Raw genomic sequence first — 22,248 nt, forward strand, 5'->3', positions numbered from 1 at the left:
GTCACCTCCCCCACCGTGGGCATGGGTTCAGCAGCGCTTGCCGGAGTAGCCCCCCACCGGCGCGGGGTCACCGGCGGCCCGTACGGTGCCCGACCCGGCCGTGCATTCGCTCACGGTGCTGGTGCCGTTGGACCAGAACTCCTGGGCGGTGGTGTTGGTCCAGGAGCGCTTGCCGAGGACCTCGTCCTGGGAGTAGCTGTAGACGGCCGACGTCACGTCGTAGTCTCCGACGGCGTCTCGGAAGCTCTGCCACACCCAGACGTAGCCGTAGTTCCTGCCGCAGGACGGCGAGTAGAACTGCTTGACGGAGGCGGCGGTCCTGCCTGCGCGCGTGATGTACCCGGTGGTTCCGATCTGGTAGGCGTCCGCGCACACCCCGGCCGCCTGAGCCCGCAGGCTCGCCGGGTTACCGTCGGCGGACGGCGCGGTGGAGGCCGCCGCAGTGGCCGTGCGTGCGGCCGGCGCGGGCGCCGGGCCGGTCCCGGCGGTCGCCACTCCGGTCGGGACGAGAGCGAAGGCGCAGGCCAGCGCCGCAGTGGCGGTCTTGAGATGCCTCATCTGACGTTTCCCCCTGATCGTCGTGGTTGAGCCATGTGTCACGACACGTGCTGACACGTGCTGAGACGTGCTGAGACGTGCTCCGAAGCAGGGGACCCCCAAGAGGCGTGCGTGGTCAGCGCAGTTCCCCGTAGTGCGAAGCGGCCACCTCCGGACTTCCCGGAGCACTTCGGACGCAAGGTGAGACCCGTTGGACGCTCAGAGGGTTGTACAGCAGATGTCCCGCAGGGAGACGGGGCCGCTCCCCCGTGCGCGGGCGCCACGACGGCACGGCCAGTTCATCCGTCGTGCCTCACCAAGGTGCCGGGGCGGGTGGCGGGACCACCGGGGGCCGGTCCTCGCAGGTGATGGTGTTCGGCAGTTCCCAGGACGCCAGCCAGGGGCCGGTCGTGCCCCCTCCGTCGTTGCCGCCGAGGTCGTCGACCGCGAACTCGGAGCCGGAGGGGGGAAAGTTGAAGGATCCGCAGTTGTCGATGCCGACCGCGCCGACGTTACGGGCGTCCACGTTCTCGAAGGACGCCGATCCGGCGGAGCGGGCGCTGAGCACGGACGTGCCGGTGCCGTCCACGCGGATGTCCTTGAAACGGACGCCCCGGATCGCGTACTTGTCCTTCACCGGGAAGTCCGAGACCAGCATGATCGCGTTGTAGGTGTTGTCGAGGAAGTGGTCGCCGGTGACCTGGATGTCGGCGTCGATGTCCCGTTCCAGGGCGTAGAACCAGATGGCTCCCAGGCCGATCTTCCAGTTGAGCTCGAACGGCCCTGAACGCACTGTGGTGTTGTCCGAGATCCTCAGATGTCCGGTGAACGGCTGCGCGCCGAACCGGGAGCCGACCTGGATGGCGCTGCCCTCTCTGATCGGGTCGGCGATGAGGTTGCCGGTGACCGTGTTGTCGGTGCCGCCGTACAGGGCGATGCCGTTGGCGAGGACCGGGGTCTGCACGGTGTTGTGGGCGAAGACGTTGCGTGCGTCGCCCGTCTTCTCCGACCACATGGCCAGACCGTCGTCGCCGGTGTTGCGGACGAAGGTGTCGGAGACACTCGAATCTGTCACACCGGTATGGAAGTTGAGGCCGTCGGCGATCTGGTCGGCGATCTGGGTACGGGTGAGGCGCAGACGGGTCATCGGGCCGTCGAACCACATGCCGACCTTGGTGTGGTGGAGGTAGAGGCCGTCGATCGTCGAGTCGCTGAGCGCCCCGCCGAGGGCGTTGACCTGGTCGGTGTCGATGCGTTCGCGTACGTCGCCCTCGACGGCGAAGCCCGACAGGTGGACGTCGTGGCTGCCGCCGTCCGCCGCGTCCTTGCCGTAGAAGCCCACCCCGGTGTGGACCGAGCCGTCGGGGGCAGGGGTGGCGAGGGTGACCTCGTGGCCCTTGACGATCGTGTACCAGCTGCCGGCCCCGACGATCCTCACGTCGTCGACGGTGATGTGACGGTTCACCTGGTACGTTCCCGGCTGCAGGTACACCTTGAGATGCCGCTTCTCGGCGTAGGCGATGGCCCGGTTGAAGGCGTCGCCCGCGTCACGCCGGCCGGTGGGGTCGGCGCCGAACGCGATGACGTTCACGGCATGCGTCTCGACGTGGGGCGCGCCGACGAGTTGCGTGTCGAGCAGGTCGATGACGGTCCAGGCGGCCGTGGTGTTCCCGGGCGCGGTGAGGCGGACGGTGTCACCGGCCGCGTACCGCTTGCCGAGCAGCAGTCTCTGCTCGTCGTAGAAGTGGCTCGGCCTGAACGGCTTGTCGATGGTGGGCACCGGCGTGGTGGCGGCGGGAACGCAACCGCATTCGGTGATCCACCAGTCGGGGTGCAGCAGGTCGCCTTGAGGGTCGTTGCTGAACGGGTACTGGTTGTAGAGCCAGGAGTACCGCGAGGTGAGGGTCATCGTGGTGCGGTGCCGGCCGTCCACGGAGACATCGAGGGGGGCCGTGATGCCGCCGCCTCCGGGAGCGTCGGGGATGCTGTACCGCACAGTGAGAGCGTTGGCCGCGCGCGGCAGGGTGAACTCGACGTACTGGCCCGGCTTCAGGCGCACCGCCGTGCGGCCGGACGCCTCCGAGGGCAGCGTGTAGGCGGTGCGGTCGGGGCCGATGACGGTGCCGTCCGTCGCCGCGTTCTCCGCCTCCTGTTCGTCGAAGTCCACCGCGGCGCCCCGCCCCGCGACGAGGGCGGGGTCGAGCCCGGCCCGGGTCACCGCCGGGGAGCCCGCACGGCCACCGTGCCACGCTGCCGCCGGGGCGGGGGCCCCGAGGCCGAGCACGAGTCCGGCGGTGACCGCGGTCAGCGCCACCAGGGTCCGAGCCGGCCTTCGCGCGCGGCCTCTCAGCCGCTCCGCAGTCACGTGGTCGGTGTACCGCGCCATCGGATTCTCGTTTCTCTGGGAGCGGAGGTCACCGAGGGCAGCTCGGCGCGCGGCAGCACGACGGGAGCGGGCCGTGTTGCTGCGTACCGGGACATTAGGGCGCGACAGCACAGCCGGACAAGACAGTGGACGCTTCTTTTCACCTTCCAGTACGGATTCTGCAATAGATCGTCGATTACTTGCAGGCGATCCACGTCCGGAGCACGTCCAGAGGTCGCCGGTCAGCGCTCCCCTCCCCCCGTCGGCGGCAGAAGCAGCAGGCGGCCCCGGAACATTGCTCATCGGCCTGTGACCTGCGATGATCCAACCGCCAGTCGTGATCACGGGGGAGTCCGAGCATGCGACCTTTGAGACCGGCCACTCACAACTCCGTGTCCTGTCGGAGCGTGGGACGACCACGTATCGCGCTCCTGGCGGCACTGGGCATCATCACCATCTTCCTTACGGGGTGCGGACGTTCCGGCGATGAAGGACTGCCGGTGCGGTTGGTCAACGAGTCGGCCTGGGGTGCTCACGTGCTCGGCTGTCCGTCATGCGGAGAGCGCGGTGTCACGGTCCAGGGCGACCCTGACCGAACGTCGGACGGGGGCGGCGGTGCCTACGTCGGGTGGACCGAAGAACGCGCATGGCCTGTGACGTACAAGGTGATCGTCCGCGGAGTCGAGTCGGTCTGCCCGGTCATCGACCCGGAGCCCGTCACAGCAGACGGCGCACTCGGCACCCGGGACGTCATCTACGTAGTGGACAGAACCGGGACGTGTGTCGCAGGCCCGGCGAGCATGGACGACATCTGACGTCGGGCCTGGCTGCCCGGGGCCGAGGCGCCGCGGTAGTCGTTCCTGGGGTGCGGGCGCAGGTGGCGAGTGGGATTCTGTACTTCCTGGAAGCCAACACGCGACAGCGCGACCCTAGGCACCGGCAGCTGCCCGAGGTGGTCGAGGTGATGGGCATCATGAGAACTGGACGTCCACGACGACGGCCTCTCACGCCGGTGGCTGCCGTCATCGACGGCATCGTCGCCGGCGCCGCGGGGACGGTTTGCATGGATGCCACGCGCTACCTGCGATATCGCCGCACGGGAGGCACCGAAAACCCCAAGGAGTGGGAGTTCGCACCGGTCGAAGGCTGGGACGAGGCCCCGGATCCGGGCAAGGTGGCGAAGCGGGTGCTGGAGGGGTTCACCCAGCGCGAGATCCCTGACCGGTGGGCGTGGCTCACGAGCACCGCGATGCACTGGTCGTACGGCTCCGCCTGGGGTGCGCTGTACGGAATCGCTGCCGGATCGGTCCGGCGCCCGAACCCGTTGCTCGGCATTCCCTTCGGCGCGGCCGTGTGGGCCAGTGCGTATCTGACCCTGCCGCAGGCCGGGCTCTATCAGCCGATCTGGAAGTACAGCCCGAAGACATTGGCCGAAGACCTGAGCGCACACCTCGTGTTCGGCCTGGGGGCCGGCACCTGCTTCTGGCTCACCAGCAGACACTGCTGACGATGCGCTCTGCGAAAGTCCCGGCGCACCGCGCCGACTTCGAAACCGCCCAGACGGCCAATCGGCTGCCGCCGCATTCCGCACGTTCCTGGGCCGGGCCCAAGGCGTAACGTCCGCGCTCCTGGGTGGTGCCCCGTCTGGAAGACCGCGGCGTCTTTTGTGAGCAGCCGACGTACACCGACGCCGTGGAGCGCCGTCGACTCCGTACCCTGGCGGCATGCGCATGCGCCCCACCCTGAGCTGGACCCCTGCCGCGGATCTGCCGCCGGGCACCACCGACCTGGAACCGGTCGTCCACGCGCTGAGCACCGGCGGTGTGCTGGTGCTCAGCGGCGCGGGAATCTCCACGGAGTCGGGTATCCCGGACTACCGGGGCAAGGGCGGGAGTCTGAGCCGGCACACCCCGATGACCTACCAGGACTTCACCGGCAGCGCCCACGCGCGGCGCCGCTACTGGGCGCGCAGCCACCTCGGGTGGCGTACCTTCGGCCGCGCCACCCCCAACGCCGGGCACCTGGCCGTGGCTGCCTACGCGCGGCACGCCCACGTCTCGGCTGTGATCACCCAGAACGTCGACGGCCTGCACCAGGCCGCCGGCAGCGAGGGTGTCGTGGAACTCCACGGCAGCCTCGACCGGGTCGTCTGCCTCTCCTGCGGTGTCTTCAGCCCGCGCAGCGAACTCGCCCGGCGGCTGGAGGCCGAGAACCCGGGCTTCGACCCGGTGGCCGCGGGGATCAACCCGGACGGTGACGCCGACCTCACCGACGCGCAGGTCGGGGATTTCCGCGTCGTGCCCTGCGCCCACTGCGGCGGCGTCCTCAAACCGGACGTGGTGTTCTTCGGCGAGGCGGTTCCGTCGCAGCGCGTCGAGCACTGCCGGCGGCTGGTCCGTGAAGCGTCCTCTCTGCTGGTCCTGGGCTCCTCGCTGACGGTGATGTCCGGGCTCCGGTTCGTCCGCCAGGCGCACCAGGAGGGCAAGCCGGTGCTGATCGTCAACCAGGACCCGACCCGGGGCGACCCACTCGCCCTCACCCGGGTCGCGCTCCCCCTCGGGTCGGCCCTGACCACCGTGGCCCACCGGTTGGGCATTGCGGTGGGCGGCGGGTCCGCGGACTGAGGCGGCGCCCGCCGCCGGGCGCCACAGCCGTTTGCCGTGGAAGGAAGGCGAAGTTGCGCACCTTGCGGTGTCCGGACACGCCTGCCGCGGGTCCCGTCTTCTCACGGCCACGCGCCGCGAGGCCGGTGTCCGGCCGGCGAAGGGGTGGCGAGAGCGCAGACGATCAGGCGGCGACGTCGAGGACGACGCGGAACCGCGCCTTGCCGGAGAGCATCCGCTCGTAGGCGTCCATGGCCCGCTCGAAGGGCATCGTCTCGATGGAGGGGCGGATGCCGTGGGCCAGGCTGAAGCCGAGGCTGTCCTCGTTCTCGATCGACGAACCGGTCAGGCTGCCGACGATGCTCCGGGTGCCGAAGATCAGGTCGGCGGTGGCCACCGACAACGGGTCGGGCGCCGCACCCACGACGACGAGCTTCCCGCCGGGCGCCAGGCCGCGCAGCAGCGGGTTCATGGACGCTCCGCTCGATGCCGTGGCGACGACGAGCGAGGCGCCGCCGAGGCCGGCCAGCGCCGTGCCGGGGTCCGTCTCCGAGCTGTCGATGTACTCGTGAGCGCCCAGCTCACGGGCGAGCGGCTCCTTGTCCTTGCCGCGGGCGACGGCGGCGACCCGGTAGCCGAGGCTGCGCGCGTACTGGAGGGCGAGGTGTCCCAGCCCGCCGATGCCCTGCACGGCCACCAGGCTGCCCGCCCTGACGGAGTCCTGCTGGAGGGCGGAGAAGGTGGTCAGTCCGGCACACAGCAGCGGGGCGGCCTCGGCCGCGGACATGCCGTCGGGGATGCGGACCAGTCCGCTGGCGCGCGCATAGGTCACCTCGGCGTAGCCGCCGTCGACGTCCGTGCCGGTCTGCCCCTGGTCGAGGCAGTTGACGAAGTCGCCCCGGCGGCACGGCTCACACTCCCCACAGTGCCCGTTCAGGAAGCCGACACCGACGCGGTCGCCGGGGTGCCAGGCGGTGACGCCCGGCCCCACGGCGTCGATGACTCCGACGATCTCGTGGCCGGGCACGATCGGACTCGACGGGTCGGCGCGCAGGCCCTCCACGGCGAGGACGTCGGAGTGGCAGACGCCGCAGGTCTCCACCCGGAGGCGGACGTGTCCGGGCGCCGGGTCGGCCAGCTCGCGCTCGACCAGCCGCAGGTTGCGGACTCCGGTGGCTTCGAAGGCTCGGTAGGTGGTGGACATGGTGGCTCCTAGGTACCGCCCGTCGCGTGTGCGCCGACGGGGTTCGGTGTGACGATGTAATCAATATGACCAGTCGTCTTAATTGGCGTCAAGCGCGGCCGCCGAGGGTGCCCGGGCCCGCGTCCCAGGCTTGACAGCATCCAAGACGACCGGACATATTGACGGAGAGGTGATCCGAATGGCACGTGCGTCGAAGCGCGAGGAGATCGCGCAGGCGGCACTGGAGCAGTTCCGCGCCCGGGGCTTCAACGCCACCGGCATAAGCGACATCACCTCGGCCGCCGGCGCCCCGAAGGGTTCTTTCTACAACCACTTCGCCAGCAAGGAGGACAGCGCCCTGGAGGCGCTCGACCGCTATGCCGCCGGCCTGCGCTTCGACATGCTCGACGCGGCCGGGCGTCCTCCGCTGGAACGCCTCAGGGCGCACTTCGAGTTCATGGGCTCGGACACGGTGGACAGCGGCTTCGCCCGCGGCTGCCTGGTCGGCAATTTCGGCGCCGAGGTGGCCGATCACTCCGAGGAGATCCGCTCGGCAGTCCAGCGCGGCTTCCGGCAGTGGGCCTCGCACATCGAGCGCGTACTCACCGAAGCCCAGGAATCGGGCGAAGTAGGCGCCTCGCTCGACATGTCGGCGACAGCGCTCTTCATCCTCAGCGCCTGGGAAGGCGCCCTGATCGCAGCCCGCGCCGACAAGTCCTCCGCCCCCATCGACGCGTTCTTCCGCACGGTGTTCGACGTCGTGCTGCGCTGAGCCACCCGTGACCGGTACGGCCGCCCGTCGGGGGGGCGACAAGGTCGCCCGCACCCGGCCGAGACCTGCGTTCGAGAAAAGCGGCCGCAGCGCTGCATACGGCGTACGCGTCGTCACTCTCCCGAGTTGCGCGGTCACACACAGGTAGATAGCGTTTCTGGCAGTGAAATGCCGCCGACGCCCCACGGCCCGGGCGGCGCGCGATGTCGTTCGAGAGCCCCGGAGTCGCTTCGCTCCACCTGCGACGCACTATCCCGGACGCGCGCATTTCATCTCCGTGCCGACGGCTCACTCACTGAAGCAGAACTCCCGTCGCACGCTCGCGACTACGGACCCGCCCAGGAAATTCTTCAGGGAGATCCACTGTGTCCGAATTTCTTCGTTCGTACTCCCGCAGGAAGTTCATCTCCACATCCGCGACCGCGGTGACCGCCGCGACAGGGGCTTTCGGTCTGCGAGCCTGGAGCAATTCCGCAAAGCCCGAGTCGCCGAGCGAGAGGCAGAGCATCCGCCCCTTTCACGTGAACGTCCCGGAGCAGGATCTGGCCGATCTCCGTCGGCGCATCAAGGCGACACGATGGCCCGACCGCGAAACCGTCCATGATCAGTCCCAGGGTGTCCAGCTGGCCACGATGAAGGAACTCGCCCACTACTGGGAAACGGCATACGACTGGCGGAAGATCGAGAAGACGCTCAACTCCCTTCCGATGTACATAACAGAGATCGACGGACTCGACATACAGTTCATCCATGTCCGCTCTCGCCACAGCGACGCCCTCCCGGTCATCCTGACCCACGGCTGGCCGGGCTCCATTCTGGAGTTCCTGAAGGTCATCGGGCCACTCAGTGACCCCACCGCCCACGGGGGGCGTGCGGAGGACGCGTTTCACCTCGTCATACCGTCGATGCCCGGATACGGCTTCTCGGAACGGCCGACGGCCGCCGGCTGGAATCCCGACCGGATCGCGCGTGCCTGGGCCGTGCTGATGGAGCGCCTGGGATACCGGCACTACGTCTCCCAAGGCGGGGACTGGGGTGCTGTGATTTCCGACAGGATGGCCGTGCAGAAGCCCCCCGGACTGCTCGGAATCCACGTCAACTTCCCGGCCACCGTCCCGCCGGACATCGCGAAGAAGCTCGCCTGCGGTGACCCGGTACCCGCCGGCCTCAGCCCGGACGAGAAGGCGGCCTACGGCCAACTGGCCACCTTCTACAAGACGGGATCCGGCTACTCGGCCATGATGGTCACCGGTCCGCAGACCGAGGGATACGGACTGACGGACTCGCCCGTCGGACTGGCCGCCTGGATGTACGACAAATTCGCGGCATGGACATACAGCGGCGGCCACCCCGAGCGCGTCCTCACCAGGGACGAGTTGCTCGACGACATCACCCTCTACTGGGTGACGAACACCGCGGTCTCCTCGTCGCGTCTCTACTGGGAGAACAACGCCAACAACTTCAACGCCGTGTCCGTGTCCGTCCCGGCCGCCGTCACGGTGTTCCCCGGCGAGATCTACCAAGCCCCACGCAGCTGGGCGTCACGCGCTTACCACGACCTCTGCTACTACCACCGTGCCCGCAGCGGGGGCCACTTCGCGGCCTGGGAAGTCCCGGGCATCTTCACGGACGAACTACGGGCCGCGTTCTCACCGCTGCGTGCCTCGCGGCAGTCCGCCGGCAAGTAGGCGCCCGCCGGGCACAGAGCGGACACCGCCTTGCGGACCGCCGGACGAGGCAGCTGCCCGCGGCGCCCCCGGGGGTGGGTCACTTGATGCCCGTCGTGGCGATTCCCTGGACGATCTGGCGCTGGAAGACCAGGAAGACCGCGATGAGCGGGATGAAGCCGAGGACCGAGGAGGCCATGATCTCGGCGTACTGGGGGCTGGTGGGGTCCACCAGTGAGTCGAGGCCGACCGGGATGGTCTGGGACCTGGTCTGGCTGAGGACCAGCAGCGGCCACAGGAAGGAGTTCCAGGAGCCGATGAAGGTGAGGATCGCGACCGTGGACACCGCCGGGCGGCACATCGGCATGCAGACGGTGGCGTAGACGCGCCACCAGCTCAAGACGCGCCACCAGCTCGCGCCGTCGATGCGGGCCGCCTCGATCGGCGCCGTGGGGATGCGGCGGAAGAAGGAGCGGAAGACGAACACCGAGATCGGTGCCGCGACCGACGGCAGGACCAGCGCCCAGAACGTGCCGAGCAGGTGGAACGACCGGTACTCGATGAACTGGGGCAGCACCGGCGCCTCGGTCGGCAGCATCAGGCCGGCCGTGACGACGGCCATGACCAGGGCTCGGCCACGGAAGCGCAGGAAGGCCAGGGCGAATGCGGCCATCGAGCAGAAGGCCACCGTGAAGATCACGTCGAGTGCCGAGATCACCAGGCTGTTGAGGTACCAGGTGCCGATCGGATGGTTGTCCCAGGCGGTCGCACGACTACTCCTCCGACCCCGGACTGCTCGACCACCGCTACGGCCACGCCGCGGGGTTCGAGGCGCTGCTGGCCTCGCCGGGCCCGGCCGGGCGGACCCTCTCCCTGAACGCACGGCAGACGGAGCGCTACCGCGCCGGTGAAGTCCCCCTGATGGTCACCGAGTTCGGCGGACTGTCCGCGGGCGCCGAGGAGGACGAGTTCTCCTACACACGGACCAGCTCGGACACGCAGTACGCCGCCCTGCTCGACGACGTCTTCGGGGTGCTGCACCGGAGCCCGGTCGTCGCCGGCTTCTGCTACACGCACTTCATGGACACCGCCCAGGAGACCAACGGCCTCCTCTACGCGGACGGTTCGCCGAAGCTGCCGCTGGAGACGATCCGCCGTATCGTCACCGGCACCGCGGCCGCCCCCGAGGAGAAGCCCGAGTCCCCGGCCCCGGCCGACGAGGAGCAGTGACCGGCGGCAGACCTCGGCACGCCGGCCGTGCCGAGGTCTGCCGGGCCAGCCCGCCTATCTGTACGAGATGGCCGTGGCGGTGCGGATGCTCTGCGGGGGCATGGTGATCCGCAGTACGTGGGTGTCGGCGTCCCAGTGCCAGGCCGAGGCCGCCAACCGGGCACCGCCCGCGCTCACTCGGCTCGGTTCTGCGCCGACGCCGAGGAAGGACACGGTCCAGGTGCGGCGGCTCGCCTGTCCGGGGAAGGTTCCCCTGGCGGGTGCGATCTTCAGCAGACGGGTGCCCTTGTGCTCGGCGTAGCGGATCCGGGTGGTTGCCGTACGTCCAGGGTGCGCGGTCGTGCCGTCGTCCTCGTAGAGGGAGAACGCGCCGGATGCTCCGGGGGCCACGGTGACGGTGACCTTGTCGAGCGGGCTCCGGCTGTCGTTCGGCACGTTGCCCGACCGGGTGGTGACGATGCCGCCCGCCCGGACGAAGACCGGCATGGTGTCCAGGGTGGTCGTGATGTCGTACGTGGCTCCGCCGACGGGTGCGGTGTAGGTGCGGCCGGTGAAGTAGTCCGTCCACCGGCCCTGGGGGAACCACACCCGCGTGGTCGTGTCGGTACCGGGGGTGGTGACGGGGGCGACCAGCATGCCGGGGCCGTAGAGGTACTCGCTGTCCGCCTCGGTGTAGGCGTTCTCCTCCTCCGGGTACTGGAGGTACAGCGGGCGGACGATCGGGGTGCCGGTGGTCTCGGCCTCGTGCGCCAGGGTGTACGTGTACGGCACGAGCGCCTCGCGGAGCCGGAGGAACTGCTCGGCGGACCTCTGTGCTTCTGGGCCGTACTGCCACGGCAGGCGGTCGCTGTGGTTGCTGTGCAGCCGGTCGACGGGCTGGAAGGTGCCGAACTGCACCCACCGTGCGTACAGGTCGTCGGGCAGTCTGGTGGTGCGGTGGGTCTCGCCGTTCGAGGTGTATGTCTCGGCTCCGGGGATGCCGTACCCGTCGTTGTGACCGCCGATGTCATGGCTGACGGCGGCGAGGCCGGTGGCGGCCGACTCCCCCGGCGTGTAGCCGACCTCGGCGCGCAGGGTGCCCCAGTTCGAGGTGGTGTCACCGGTGAAGTGGAGGGTGCTGCGCTTGTCGGCCCAGGGCCCGGTGGGCAGGCCCACGCCGCCGCTGTAGCCGCCGGCCTGGAGGGAGCCGTAGGCCCGGGACAGGACGAAGCCACGGTCGCCGGTCTCGGAGGAGGTGAGGTCGGCGTACTGCTGGTTGATCCATGCGTCCGGGGTGGTTCCGGACCGGGAGGATCGGGAGGCGTCGCAGCACCAGTCGAGCCACCAGAAGTCGTTGCCGGCCCGGTCCATCGGCCGGTGCAGGTCGAGGTAGGCCTTGAGCTGGTCGGGGTCGCCGAAGTCGAAGGTGTAGCAGTCCGAGCCGGCACTGCCCGCGCAACCGCCCTTGCGCAGCTTGCCCTTGGCCGTGCTCTGGGCCTGCGCGAACTGCGGGTCGGTGCCGAGGATGCTCGGGTGCACGTTCAGGGTGTTGTGCAGCCCCTGTCCGGTGGACCAGTCGAAGAAGGCTTTGGGGTCGGGGAACTTGGCCGGGTCGAAGTTCCAGCCGCTCCAGGTGTTGGGCGACTTGAAGTCGGTGTCCGTCACCAGCACGTCCAGGGGGACGTCCGCGGCGCGGAACGCGGGCAGGATGGTGTTCTCGTAGTCGCTCGCGGTGCGGTCGATGTATTCGGAGTACCAGACGCCGTAGGCCCAGCGGGGCAGCAGCTGTGACGGGCCGGTCAGGGTGGCGAGGTCGGACAGGCCCTGCCGGTAGTCGTGTCCGAAGGCGAAGAGGTAGCCGTCCTGGTAGGCCCGGCCGCCGTGGGTGGGGCGTGGAGTGGCCTTCTCGGTGCTGGGGTCGTAGACCGCGGAGGGGGTGTCGTCGAGGAGGTACCAGCCGTCGCGGTGCAGGAGACCGGGCGTGGTCCAGGGGGTGGGGTCGTTGTCCCCGTTGAGTCCGTCGAGGCTGCGGCGGTAGCCGCCGAGGGCGAGGTGGGGTGCGGGGGCGGGCTCTCCAGGACGGCTCACGGCCAGGGTGTCCAGGTTGACGTGGCAGCTGACCGACTCCGGGCAGGCCAGGGTGACCTGGTCGGTGCCCGCCTTCAGCTCGACGGGCACGGAGGCCGTCTGCCAGGTGTCCCAGTTGTCGGTGGCCGGGAGCGTGAGGGTGGTGTGGGAGGTCCCGTCGCCGGTGCCGACGTCGATCGTGCGGGGCCGGTGCAGGCCGTCGCCGCCGGTACCGTTGGCGTAGCGCAGGTTCAGCAGGTAGGTACCGTCGGCGGGCACGCCGGCGATGCGGTCCGAGACACCGGACCCCTGGTTGAGTTCGGCGGTGAAGCCGTAGCCGGCATGGCCCCGGTGATCCGTGGCAATGACGGCGGAGCCCGACAGGAGGGCGTCCTCGGCCTCGCAACCGGTGCCGAAACGGCAGCCGTTGACCATGGTCGCGGCCCTGTCGGGATAAGCGGCACCGGAATCGAGGAGGGCGAGGCTGTCGATGTTGACGCTTCCGGAGTCGGGGGCGGCGCGATGGAGCCTGACGGTGTGAGGGCCGGCGCCGAGCGTCAGCGGCAGGCGGGCCACACCCCAGGTGTTCCAGTCCGGGGTCGCCGGAAGCGTGAACGTCCGGTCGCTGCCGCCGTCCACGCCGAGGCTCAGGGTGCGTGCCTCGTGGTGGCCGTCGCTGCCCACCGCGTTGGCGTAGCGCACGGCGAGGTCGTAGGTGCCGGCGGATGGTGCCCGCACGTCCGCGGCGAGGGAGTTGCCGTCCACCTCGAACCCGGCGAGGAAGCCCTTGCCGGTGAAGTCTTTGTGGTCCGTGGCCAGGCCGGGACCGTCGTACTGCTGGTCCTCCGCCTCGCACAGGGCGCCGACGGTGCACACGTCGTGGCGCCAGGGAGCCGCGAGCACCGGCGTCGGCCCCGCCTTGAAGGACGTCGCCAGGTTGTCGGCGTCGAAGGGGCCGGAGCCGATGCGGTAGCGCAGGCTCATGGCGCTGGTGGTGATGGTCAGGACGCCGCCGCTGACGGACGAGGTGTAGGGGGACGGGGTGAAGGAGTCACGGCCGACGGCGTTGAAGGTGGGGCTGTCCTCGAAGTGGCCGTCTCCCGCGTATTCCGTCCGGATCAGGGTCGGGGACAGGACTTCGAAGCGGGCGTCCCCCACGGTCACGGCGGAGTGGCGGGCCGGCCGGCTCCCGGTGTCCGCCGCTGCCGTGCGAGGGCCGGCCACGCAGAGCCCCACAGCCGCCAGGTGGACCACGGCGAGAGTGCCCAGCCTGCGGCGGGATCTCGGCACGTAAGGTTTCACAGCACTCTCCGTCTCCGGCCCAGCCACGTCTGGGCGACCACCACCACGGCCAGGAACGCCCCGCTGACCACCTGCTGGTAGGCGGAGTCGAGCGAGCCGATCTGATTGATCACGTTCTGGATGACCTTCAGGAGCAGCACCCCGACGAGGGAGCCGCTGAGGACGCCGGAACCGCCGCTGAGCAGGGTGCCGCCGATGACCACGGCCGAGATGGCCTCCAGCTCCATGCCGCTGCCGAGGATCGTCACCCCGGACAGCAGCCAGGCCGCGTTGAGCGCGCCGGCGAGCCCGGCGCACAGGCCCGAGAGCGTGTACACGGAGATCTTCGTACGGGCCACCGGCGCGCCCATCAGGGCCCCCGCGTCCTCGTTCCCGCCGACCGCGTACACGTACTGTCCGAATCGGGTCCGGCGCAGCACGACGGCCCCGAGCACGAACAGCGCCACGGTGATCCACACGGGCACACCGATGCCGAGCAGGGAGCCTTGTCCGAGGGTGGCGAAGAAGGAGTCCCTGTCGACCAGATACGTCGTCGAGCCCTCGTCGGTGACGGCCAGCAGGAGGCCCCGGGCGCCCAGCATTGCCGCCAGGGTGACGATGAACGGCGCGAGCCGGACCCGTGCGATCAGCACGCCGTTGACCAGGCCGATCAGTCCGCAGACGGCGAGCGGCAGCAGCAGGGCCACCGCCGTGCCGTACCGCGAGTCCCAGGCGGCGAGGACACCGCCGAGGGCGAACAGCGAGCCCACCGACAGATCGATGCCGCCGGTGACGATCACGAACGTCATGCCCAGGGCGACCACGGCGAGGAACGCCGAGGACAGCGCCATGTTCTCCAGGTTGTCGCCCGTCAGGAAGGTGTCGAAGCTCAACGACGCCAAGGCCATGGCGATCACGAGAGTGACCAGGGCACCGTGTTGCTGCGCGAGCCCGCTCAGCCGCTCGGAGCGGTTCGTGCGCCCGGCACCGGCGCTCTTGCGGCTCGCGACGTCGGCCGGCGTTCCGGCCTCTTCGGTCTGCGTGGTCATCGCCTGCCTCGTTCCCGGGCCGCGTAGACGGCGAGGACGATCACCACGGCCTGGGCGATCTGGGTCCACGACGGCGGCAGATCGTGCTTGATGAGCGTGGTGGTGAGCAGCTGGATGAGGACGGCACCCGCGACGGTGCCGCCGATGCGCACCCGCCCGCCGCTGAGCGGGGTGCCGCCGACGACCACCGCGGTGATGGCGGACAGTTCCATCAGGGTGCCGAGGGAGGTGGGGTCGCTCGCGGCGAGGCGGGCGGTGGCCAGCACGCCCGCGATCGCGGCGAGCGCGCCGGAGCAGACGTGGACCACGACCAGCACCCGGCGGACCGGGAGTCCGGCGAGCCGGGCCGCCGGGCGGCTGTCGCCGACGGCCAGGACCTGCCGTCCGAAGGTGGTGCGGCGCATCACGACCGCGACCAGCATCGCGAGCGCCGCGGCGATGAGGACCAGGTAGGGCACGCCGAGGACGTCACCGGAGCCGAGTGCCGCAAGGCCCGGATCGCGTACGTCCTTGAGCTGGGGCAGCAGGACCAGGGCAAGGCCGCGTCCGGCGACCATCAGGGCGAGGGTGGCGACGATGGGCTGGACGCCGACGAACGCGATCAGCGCGCCGTTCGCGACACCGACCGCGGCACCCGCGATCACCGCGGTCAACGTGGCGATCCAGGGCCCGTAGCCGAGGTAGAGCGAGAGCAGGGAGGTGGCCAGTGCCATCACCGAACCCACCGACAGGTCGACGCCTTCGGTGCCGATCGCCAGTGCCATGCCCAGCGCGACGATCAGCACCGGGGCCACCTGGACGGCCTGGGTACGGAAGTTCTCCGCGGAGACGAAGTGGGGGGTGAAGGCGAAGTTGAACAGCAGCAGCACCAGCACGCCGCTGTACACGCCGTACTCCTGCAGCAGGCGCAGCATCCGGGCGCGGTCCAGTGTGCCCCGGGCTAGGGTGAGTTCAGTCATCGCTCCCTCCAGTGGGTACGGCGGCGACGGCACGCATCAGTTCGCCCTCGGTGACGGCGTCACCGGTCAGCTCGCGGACCACGGCCCCGTCCTTGAGGACGACCACCCGGTCGCTGCCCTCGATCAGTTCCTCGGTGTCGGAGGAGATCAGCAGTACGGCGAGGCCGTCACCGGCGAGTTCGTCGATGAGCGCCTGCACCTCGGCCTTGGCACCGACGTCGATGCCGCGGGTCGGCTCGTCCAGCAGCATGACCTTGGGGTGCAGGGCGAGCCAGCGGGCCAGCAGGACCTTCTGCTGGTTGCCACCGGAGAGTTCGCCGACCTTCTGGTGCGGGCCCGCCGCCTTGATGCGGAGCCGTTTCGTGAACGTCTCCACGATCCGGTCGACGCGGGCGTCGTCGACGAGGCCGAAGCGGGACAGCCCGGGCAGTGCGGCGAGCGCGATGTTCTCGCGGACCGACAGACCCGGCAGGATGCCCTCGCTCTTGCGGTCCTCCGGCAGCAGGCTGATGCCGGCGCGGATGGCTGCGGCGGTCGAGCCCGGACGTACCGGGACGCCGTCGACGACGACCCGGCCGGTGTCGGTGGGCAGGGCCCCGGCGATGGCCTTCGCGGTCTCGCTGCGGCCGGAGCCGAGCAGCCCGCCCAGGCCGACGACCTCGCCGGGGCGGACCGACAGCGACACGTTCCGCAGGTGGTGACGAGCCGTCAGACCGGTTGCGGTCAGGACCGCTTCGGCGTCGGTGTCGTGCGAGCCGGAGAACTTGGTCAGCCCTTCCGCGCGTACCTCGCCGATCTCCCGGCCGAGCATCATGGCCACCAGCCGCAGGCGGTCGAGGTCGGCGAGCGGGCCGGTGTGCACGACGCGGCCGTCGCGCAGGACGGTGATCGTGTCGCAGATCTCGTACAGCTCGTCCATGCGGTGGCTGACGAAGACGACCGCGACACCCCGCTCGCGCAGCATGCGGATCACCTCGAACAGGGTCCGCACCTCGCGTGGTTCGAGGGAGGAGGTCGGCTCGTCCATGATGACGACGCGGGAGTCCACCGCGACGGCGCGGGCGAGCGCGACCATCTGCTGTGCGCCGACGCCGAGTTCGCGCAGCGGCCGGTGGACGTCGACCCGGATGCCGAGTCCGCGGAGCGCCTCGTCGGCCTCGCGGTGCATGCGCCGGAAGTCGATCAGGCCCAGCCGCCCGAGCGGTTCGCGGCCGAGGAACAGGTTGCGGGCCACGCTCAGCAGCGGGACGAGGTTGACCTCCTGGTAGATGGTGGAGATGCCCGCCTGCTGGGCCTGGAGCGGCGTGGTGAAGCGGACCGGTTCCCCGCCGTACGTCACCTCGCCGTGGTCGGGCCGGTACACGCCGGTGAGCACCTTGACGAGCGTCGACTTGCCGGCGCCGTTCTCGCCGACGAGCGCGTGCACCTGTCCGGCGCGCGCGGTGAAGTCCACGTCGGACAGCGCGCGCACGCCGGGAAAAGTCTTGGACAGCCGGGTGACCGAGAGCACGTCAGTAGGCCTTGCCGAGGTCCGACCGGGCGTTGCCCCTGTCGTAGGCGCTGTCCTTGATAACGATGTCCTGCCCGACCTTTCCGCCCTTGGTGAAGGTGTCGAGGGTCTGGAAGGCGAGCGGCCCGAAGCGCGGATTGGACTCGATCACCGCGTAGATCCAGCCGTCCACGATGCTCTGTACGGCGTTGCGGGTCCCGTCGATGGTGACGATCTTGACGTCGCCGGGCTTCTTGCCCGCGCCCTTGAGGGCGTTGACGGCGCCGAGGCCCATCTCGTCGTTCTCGGCGTAGATCCCGGTGATGCCGGGCTTGGCCTGGATGAGGTTCTCGGTGACCGACTGGCCCTTCTCGCGGGCGAATTCGCCGGTCTGGCGGAACACGATCTTCAGGCCGGGTGCCTTCTCCCTGATGCGGTCCTCGAAGCCCTTGGTGCGCTCGGTCGTCACGTTGTTGCCGGCGGCACCGAGGAGGACGGCGATCTCGCCCTTGCCGCCGGTCGCCGCGATCATCTGGTCGGCGGCCCGTCTGCCCTGCTCGGTGAAGTCGGAGCCGATGAAGCTCACGTAGTCCTTGCAGGCCGTCGCGTTGATCTTGCGGTCGACGGTCACGATCGGGATGTGCCTGGCGGCCGCGGTGCGCAGCACCGGCTCCCAGCCGTCGGAGTTGAGCGGTGCGATGACCAGCAGGTTCGCGCCCTTGGCGATGAGGTCCTGGACGTCGCTGATCTGCTTGGAGAACTGCGACTGGGCGTTGGCGGTGAGCAGTCTGACGCCCTGTGTCTTGGCTTCGGCCTTGATGGAGGCGGTCTCCGCGATCCGGAAGGGGTTGGCTTCCTTCTCGGACTGGGAGAAGCCGACGGTGGCGGTCTTCAGGTCGAGTTCCCTGCCGCCGTAGGCGTCGATGGTGCAGGTCGGGCCGGAGGCGGTGCCGGGCGAGGCGACCACCTGGCCGGCGTCGTCCTGCTGCGAGGCGGAGGGCTTCGTGTCGGAGTCGTCCTCGGACTTGGTGCATCCGGTCGCGAGCGCGAGGCTCGTCACGAGGCCGGCGGCGAGAAGTGTTCGAGCGGAGGTGCGACGGGCAAGTGCGATGGGCTTCATGAGTGTCCCCAAACGGCACGGCCCCGGAGCTGAGAGCGCTCTCGGGGAGGCTTGCTCTTGCGTCAACTCGGCGTGCTCGTCGTTCAGGGGAGGTTTTTACATCGTTGGAAGGGTCGTGTAAAGCCTTCCGTCCGAAATCTCGTCACCGTCGGCCCAAGGTGCTCTCCCGCTCCACCAGCTCGAATTCCGCGGTCAGTTCGCGACCGCCGGGCTCCGCGCGGCCCGACAGGCTGCGCAGCAGCGAGGCCACGGCCATCTTCGCGATGGCCTGCTTGTCCGGTGACACCGTCGTCAGGGTGACGGCACCGAAGCGCCCCTCCGCGATGTCGTCGAAACCCACCACCGCCACGTCCCAGGGCACCCGCAGACCCCGCTCGTGCAGCACCCGCATCGCGCCGATCGCGATCAGGTCGTTGAAGGCGAAGACGGCGTCCGGACGCACGCCGGAGTCCAGCAGCTCGGCCATGGCACGCGCGCCGTCGTCCCGGTCCCAGCCGCCGACCGGCACCACCAGGCTGTCCGGCGCGGGGACCCCGGCCGCCGCCAGCTCCGCGCGCCATCCGTCCAGTCGCAGGTGGGCGGGCTGGTTGACGGAGTCGGTGCGCACGCCGAGGTAGGCGATCCGGGTCCGGCCGCGGCCCAGCAGATGACGCACCGCGCACCGCGCCGCCGCCACGTTGTCGATCGCGATGTGGTCGCAGGGCAGGCCGTACTCGCGCTCCCCGAGCAGCACCAGCGGCACATCTCCCGGCCGGCCCCGCAGGTCCGAAGCCTCCAGGGTCAGTGGGCTGAGGATCAGTCCGTCGATCACCCCGCCGCGGAAGCCCTGGCTGACCAGGATCTCCTGTTCGCGCTCGCCCCGCGTGTGGTCGAGTAGGACGGTGAACTCGTGCTCCGCGGCCGCGTCGATCACCGCGCCGGCCAGCTCCGCGAAGTACGGGTTGCCGAGCTCGGGAACGGCGAGCGCGATGATCCCCGTCCGGCCCTTGCGCAGATGTCGCGCGGTCAGGTTGGGCCGGTAGCCGAGCTCGTCGATCGCGGCCTGCACCCGGGCGCGCATGGCCGGGGTGACGTGCGGATAGTTGTTCACCACGTTGGACACGGTCTTGATCGAAACGCCCGCGCGTTCCGCCACATCCCTCAGGCTGACCCGCAAGGGATCTCCTCAGCGTCGATGAGTGCCCCGCGCCCCGGGGATTTGTCATGTCCCTGGACACAGGCCGAGAGCCGTGCTCTCATGCCAACTGCCGTTCCTTCCAACGTTGTACAGACAGAAGCAACGAGCCGCCACCCTTCCTCACCCAAGGAGGATTCGTGCGCATCAGACCTCTCGGGCAACGCCTCGTCCTGCTGCTCGCCGCGGCCCTGGGCCTGGCCGGCCTCACCGCTCCACCCGCCGCCACCGCGGCCACCGCGGCCTCCGCGACCGACGGCCCCGTCGAAGTCCACGGCCTCAAGGGCGACTACTACACCCAGTCCGCCCCCGGCGCCTTCGACTTCCACGAGCTCAAGGCCACCGGGTTCGACCCGAACCTCGACTTCGACACCCTGGAGCCGCGCCTGAACTTCGCCACCGGCCAGTCGGACGACGTCAGCGTCCGCTGGACCGGGAAGATCGTCCCGGAGAAGACCGGCCCCACCACCTTCTCGATCATCGGCGACAACGGCTTCCGGCTGTGGGTGGACGGCCGGCTGGTCATCGACCACTGGGTGGACGACTGGGACATCGAACAGACGGGCCAGCCCGTCGAGTTGACGGCGAACACGGCCTACGACATCAAGGTCGAGTACTTCGAGCACTACGGCGGCTCCAACCTCCACCTGCGCTGGACCCCGCCCGGCGGCACCAAGACAGCCGTACCGCAGTCCGCGTTCCGCCTGCCCGACGGCTTCGACTACGACGGCGCCGTCTCCACCGCCGTCCAGGCGAGCGGCCGTACCCTCGCCCTGGAGTTCGCACAGCCGCTCAGCGCGCCGCCGGCCGGTCTCGGCGAGCATCTCGACGCCGTGATCGGGGGCGCCGCCTGGCCCCTGGCGGATGCCCGGCTGGACCCCGCCGACCCCCGGAAGCTGCTGATCGCACTGAAGGAGCCCGTCGTCGGCAACAAGACCGGCACCGCGTCGGGTCTCGCCGACGTGCGCTACGACGGTCAAGGCGGCCTGGCCGGAACCGATGGCAACGTTGTCAGCCCCTTCTGGAGCAGCGGTGCCAACAAATCGACGTACGAGTTGCGCACCAAGTGGGCCGACCAGGTCGGGCCGGACAACGCCCACCCCGAGTACCCGCGCCCCCAGCTCACGCGCGGTGACTGGCAGAACCTCAACGGCACCTGGCAGTTCGCCGCCGCCACGGCGGGCGAACAACCGCCGGTGGGCAAGAAGCTGGGCGAGAAGATCCTCGTCCCGTACCCCGTGGAGTCGCAGCTGTCCGGGCTCGAACGGCACGAGGACCGCATGTGGTACCGGCGTACCTTCACCGTCCCGGCCGGCTGGAAGATCGGCTCCGGCAAGCGGCTGCAGCTGAACTTCGGCGCGGTCGACTGGCGGGCCGAGGTGTACGTCAACGGCACCAAGGTGGCCGAACACCAGGGCGGGTACGACACGTTCAGCGCCGACGTCACCGACGCGCTGAAGCCCGGCCGCACCCAGGAGCTGATCGTCGGCGTCTACGACCCCACCGACGCGGCCGACGGCGAGAACCCGCCGGTCGGCAAGCAGCGCCTGGACCCGAGCGGCATCTGGTACACGCCGACCTCCGGGATCTGGCAGACGGTGTGGATGGAGCCGGTGGCCGCCGACCACGTCGACCGGCTCAAGCTCACCCCGGACGTCGACGCCGGCACGCTCACCGTCGAGCCGCAGGGAGTCCGCGACGGCCTGCCGGTCACGGCGACCGCCTACGAGGGCAAGCGCAAGGTGACCACCGTCACCGGGCGCAGCGGCGGGCCCCTGACCCTGCACATCCGGAACCCGCGGCTGTGGTCGCCCGACGACCCGTACCTCTACGACCTGAAGGTGAGCGTCGGAGCCGACCGCGTCGGCAGCTACTTCGGGATGCGGTCGGTCAGGGTGGAGAAGGTGAACGGCGTTCCGCGCACCCTCCTCAACGGCAAGCCGGTCTTCATGATGGCCACGCTGGACCAGGGGTTCTGGCCGGACGGTCTGTACACCGCCCCGACGGACGAGGCGCTCGCCCACGACCTGAAGATGCACAAGAGCATGGGCTTCAACGCGGTGCGCAAGCACATCAAGGTCGAGCCCGACCGCTGGTTCTACTGGGCCGACCGGCTCGGGCTGATGGTGTGGCAGGACATGCCCGCGATGACGGCCGGGGTGAACCCGTCCGCACAGGCGCGCGCCGAGTACGAGCGCGAGATGAAGCAGATGATCGACGAGCACTACAGCAGCCCGTCGGTCGTCATGTGGGTCACCTTCAACGAGGGCTGGGGCCAGTACGACATGGCCCGCATCGCCGACCAGGCCAAGTCCTGGGACCCGACCCGGCTGGTCGACTCCATGTCCGGGCTCAACCTCGGCGAGGACGGCGGCACCGGCGACATCATGGACGAGCACGGCTATCCCAGTCCGGCCCTGCCGCCCCACCCCGACGGCCGACGTGCCCTGGTCAGCGGTGAGTACGGCGGCCTCGGCCTGGCCGTACCGGGACACGCCTGGTCGGTGCAGCAGTCGTACGTCGACGTCGACCCCGCGACCTACACCGACGACTACCTGGCCAAGCTCGCCGAGGTCCACGCGCTGGCCTGCCAGGGTGGCAACGGAGCGGTGTACACCCAGATCACGGACGTCGAGGGTGAGCTCAACGGCCTGCTGACGTATGACCGCAGGGTCGTCAAGCCCGACGTCCAGCGGCTCAGGACGGCCCAGCAGGCGCTGATCTCGGACGCCTCTCGGGCCACGCCTGCCGGGTGCACTCCCTGACGCCCGCC

Annotated in this window: 17 protein-coding genes; 7 read left to right on the plus strand and 10 right to left on the minus strand. The window is 69.9% G+C overall.

Going from position 1 to position 22,248, the window contains the following annotated elements:
- Positions 1-27: 27 nt before the first annotated feature.
- Together ACFY6U_RS06645 and ACFY6U_RS06650 are read right to left on the minus strand one after the other, a co-directional pair.
- The gene (locus tag ACFY6U_RS06645) at positions 28-558 is read right to left on the minus strand and encodes a hypothetical protein (RefSeq protein ID WP_390035416.1); all 531 of its coding nucleotides are present in this window, start codon (positions 556-558) and stop codon (positions 28-30) included.
- Between the two features lie 292 nt (positions 559-850).
- Positions 851-2,923: a glycosyl hydrolase family 28-related protein gene (locus ACFY6U_RS06650; protein WP_390035417.1), complete on the minus strand. Its 2,073-nt coding sequence runs from the start codon at positions 2,921-2,923 to the stop codon at positions 851-853.
- A gap of 632 nt (positions 2,924-3,555) precedes the next feature.
- On the opposite strand from ACFY6U_RS06650, the gene ACFY6U_RS06655 reads away from it, so the two are divergent.
- The 3 genes from ACFY6U_RS06655 (at position 3,556) to ACFY6U_RS06665 (ending at position 5,526) form a co-directional block, all read left to right on the plus strand.
- Entirely contained in the window at positions 3,556-3,717 is a 162-nt protein-coding gene (locus ACFY6U_RS06655) for a hypothetical protein (RefSeq protein WP_390035418.1), read from the plus strand.
- A 197-nt stretch (positions 3,718-3,914) separates the two neighbouring features.
- Positions 3,915-4,409 carry a hypothetical protein gene (locus ACFY6U_RS06660; protein WP_390035419.1) on the plus strand — a complete coding sequence of 165 codons (495 nt, stop codon included), beginning with the start codon at positions 3,915-3,917 and terminating at the stop codon, positions 4,407-4,409.
- Positions 4,410-4,626: 217 nt separating this feature from the next.
- Complete coding sequence (locus ACFY6U_RS06665) at positions 4,627-5,526, plus strand: NAD-dependent protein deacetylase (protein ID WP_390035420.1); 900 nt, start codon at positions 4,627-4,629, stop codon at positions 5,524-5,526.
- A gap of 163 nt (positions 5,527-5,689) precedes the next feature.
- Here the strand turns inward: ACFY6U_RS06665 and ACFY6U_RS06670 are convergent, their stop codons facing one another.
- Positions 5,690-6,709 carry an alcohol dehydrogenase catalytic domain-containing protein gene (locus tag ACFY6U_RS06670; protein ID WP_390035421.1) on the minus strand — a complete coding sequence of 340 codons (1,020 nt, stop codon included), beginning with the start codon at positions 6,707-6,709 and terminating at the stop codon, positions 5,690-5,692.
- A gap of 178 nt (positions 6,710-6,887) precedes the next feature.
- On the opposite strand from ACFY6U_RS06670, the gene ACFY6U_RS06675 reads away from it, so the two are divergent.
- Complete coding sequence (locus ACFY6U_RS06675) at positions 6,888-7,460, plus strand: TetR family transcriptional regulator C-terminal domain-containing protein (RefSeq protein WP_390035422.1); 573 nt, start codon at positions 6,888-6,890, stop codon at positions 7,458-7,460.
- A gap of 425 nt (positions 7,461-7,885) precedes the next feature.
- Positions 7,886-9,148, plus strand: a complete 1,263-nt coding sequence (locus ACFY6U_RS06680) for an epoxide hydrolase family protein (protein WP_390036524.1) — start codon at positions 7,886-7,888, stop codon at positions 9,146-9,148.
- A gap of 79 nt (positions 9,149-9,227) precedes the next feature.
- On the opposite strand, the gene ACFY6U_RS06685 is transcribed toward ACFY6U_RS06680, so the two are convergent.
- Positions 9,228-9,845: a carbohydrate ABC transporter permease gene (locus ACFY6U_RS06685; protein ID WP_390035423.1), complete on the minus strand. Its 618-nt coding sequence runs from the start codon at positions 9,843-9,845 to the stop codon at positions 9,228-9,230.
- Positions 9,846-10,048: 203 nt separating this feature from the next.
- Here ACFY6U_RS06685 and ACFY6U_RS06690 point away from each other — a divergent pair, with 203 nt between their 5' ends.
- On the plus strand, positions 10,049-10,357 hold the full coding sequence (locus ACFY6U_RS06690) for a hypothetical protein (protein ID WP_390035424.1): 309 nt from the start codon (positions 10,049-10,051) through the stop codon (positions 10,355-10,357).
- Positions 10,358-10,411: 54 nt separating this feature from the next.
- On the opposite strand, the gene ACFY6U_RS06695 is transcribed toward ACFY6U_RS06690, so the two are convergent.
- From ACFY6U_RS06695 to ACFY6U_RS06720, 6 genes are all read right to left on the minus strand, one after another.
- The gene (locus tag ACFY6U_RS06695; protein ID WP_390036526.1) at positions 10,412-13,627 is read right to left on the minus strand and encodes a TIM-barrel domain-containing protein; all 3,216 of its coding nucleotides are present in this window, start codon (positions 13,625-13,627) and stop codon (positions 10,412-10,414) included.
- Between the two features lie 74 nt (positions 13,628-13,701).
- Positions 13,702-14,733 carry an ABC transporter permease gene (locus ACFY6U_RS06700; protein WP_390035425.1) on the minus strand — a complete coding sequence of 344 codons (1,032 nt, stop codon included), beginning with the start codon at positions 14,731-14,733 and terminating at the stop codon, positions 13,702-13,704.
- A complete protein-coding gene (locus ACFY6U_RS06705) occupies positions 14,730-15,692 on the minus strand; it encodes an ABC transporter permease (protein ID WP_390035426.1) in 963 nt (320 codons plus the stop codon). Before ACFY6U_RS06705 ends, ACFY6U_RS06700 begins: the two co-directional genes overlap by 4 nt.
- On the minus strand, positions 15,685-17,202 hold the full coding sequence (locus tag ACFY6U_RS06710) for a sugar ABC transporter ATP-binding protein (protein WP_390035427.1): 1,518 nt from the start codon (positions 17,200-17,202) through the stop codon (positions 15,685-15,687). Before ACFY6U_RS06710 ends, ACFY6U_RS06705 begins: the two co-directional genes overlap by 8 nt.
- A 1-nt stretch (position 17,203) precedes the next feature.
- Complete coding sequence (locus tag ACFY6U_RS06715) at positions 17,204-18,301, minus strand: ABC transporter substrate-binding protein (RefSeq protein ID WP_390035428.1); 1,098 nt, start codon at positions 18,299-18,301, stop codon at positions 17,204-17,206.
- Between the two features lie 142 nt (positions 18,302-18,443).
- Positions 18,444-19,457 (minus strand): LacI family DNA-binding transcriptional regulator, encoded by a 1,014-nt coding sequence (locus ACFY6U_RS06720; RefSeq protein WP_390035429.1) that lies wholly within the window; start codon positions 19,455-19,457, stop codon positions 18,444-18,446.
- A 158-nt stretch (positions 19,458-19,615) separates the two neighbouring features.
- On the opposite strand from ACFY6U_RS06720, the gene ACFY6U_RS06725 reads away from it, so the two are divergent.
- On the plus strand, positions 19,616-22,240 hold the full coding sequence (locus ACFY6U_RS06725; protein WP_390035430.1) for a PA14 domain-containing protein: 2,625 nt from the start codon (positions 19,616-19,618) through the stop codon (positions 22,238-22,240).
- Positions 22,241-22,248 lie beyond the last annotated feature (8 nt).

This window comes from Streptomyces sp. NPDC013157 (assembly GCF_042899865.1).
Lineage (GTDB): Bacteria > Actinomycetota > Actinomycetes > Streptomycetales > Streptomycetaceae > Streptomyces.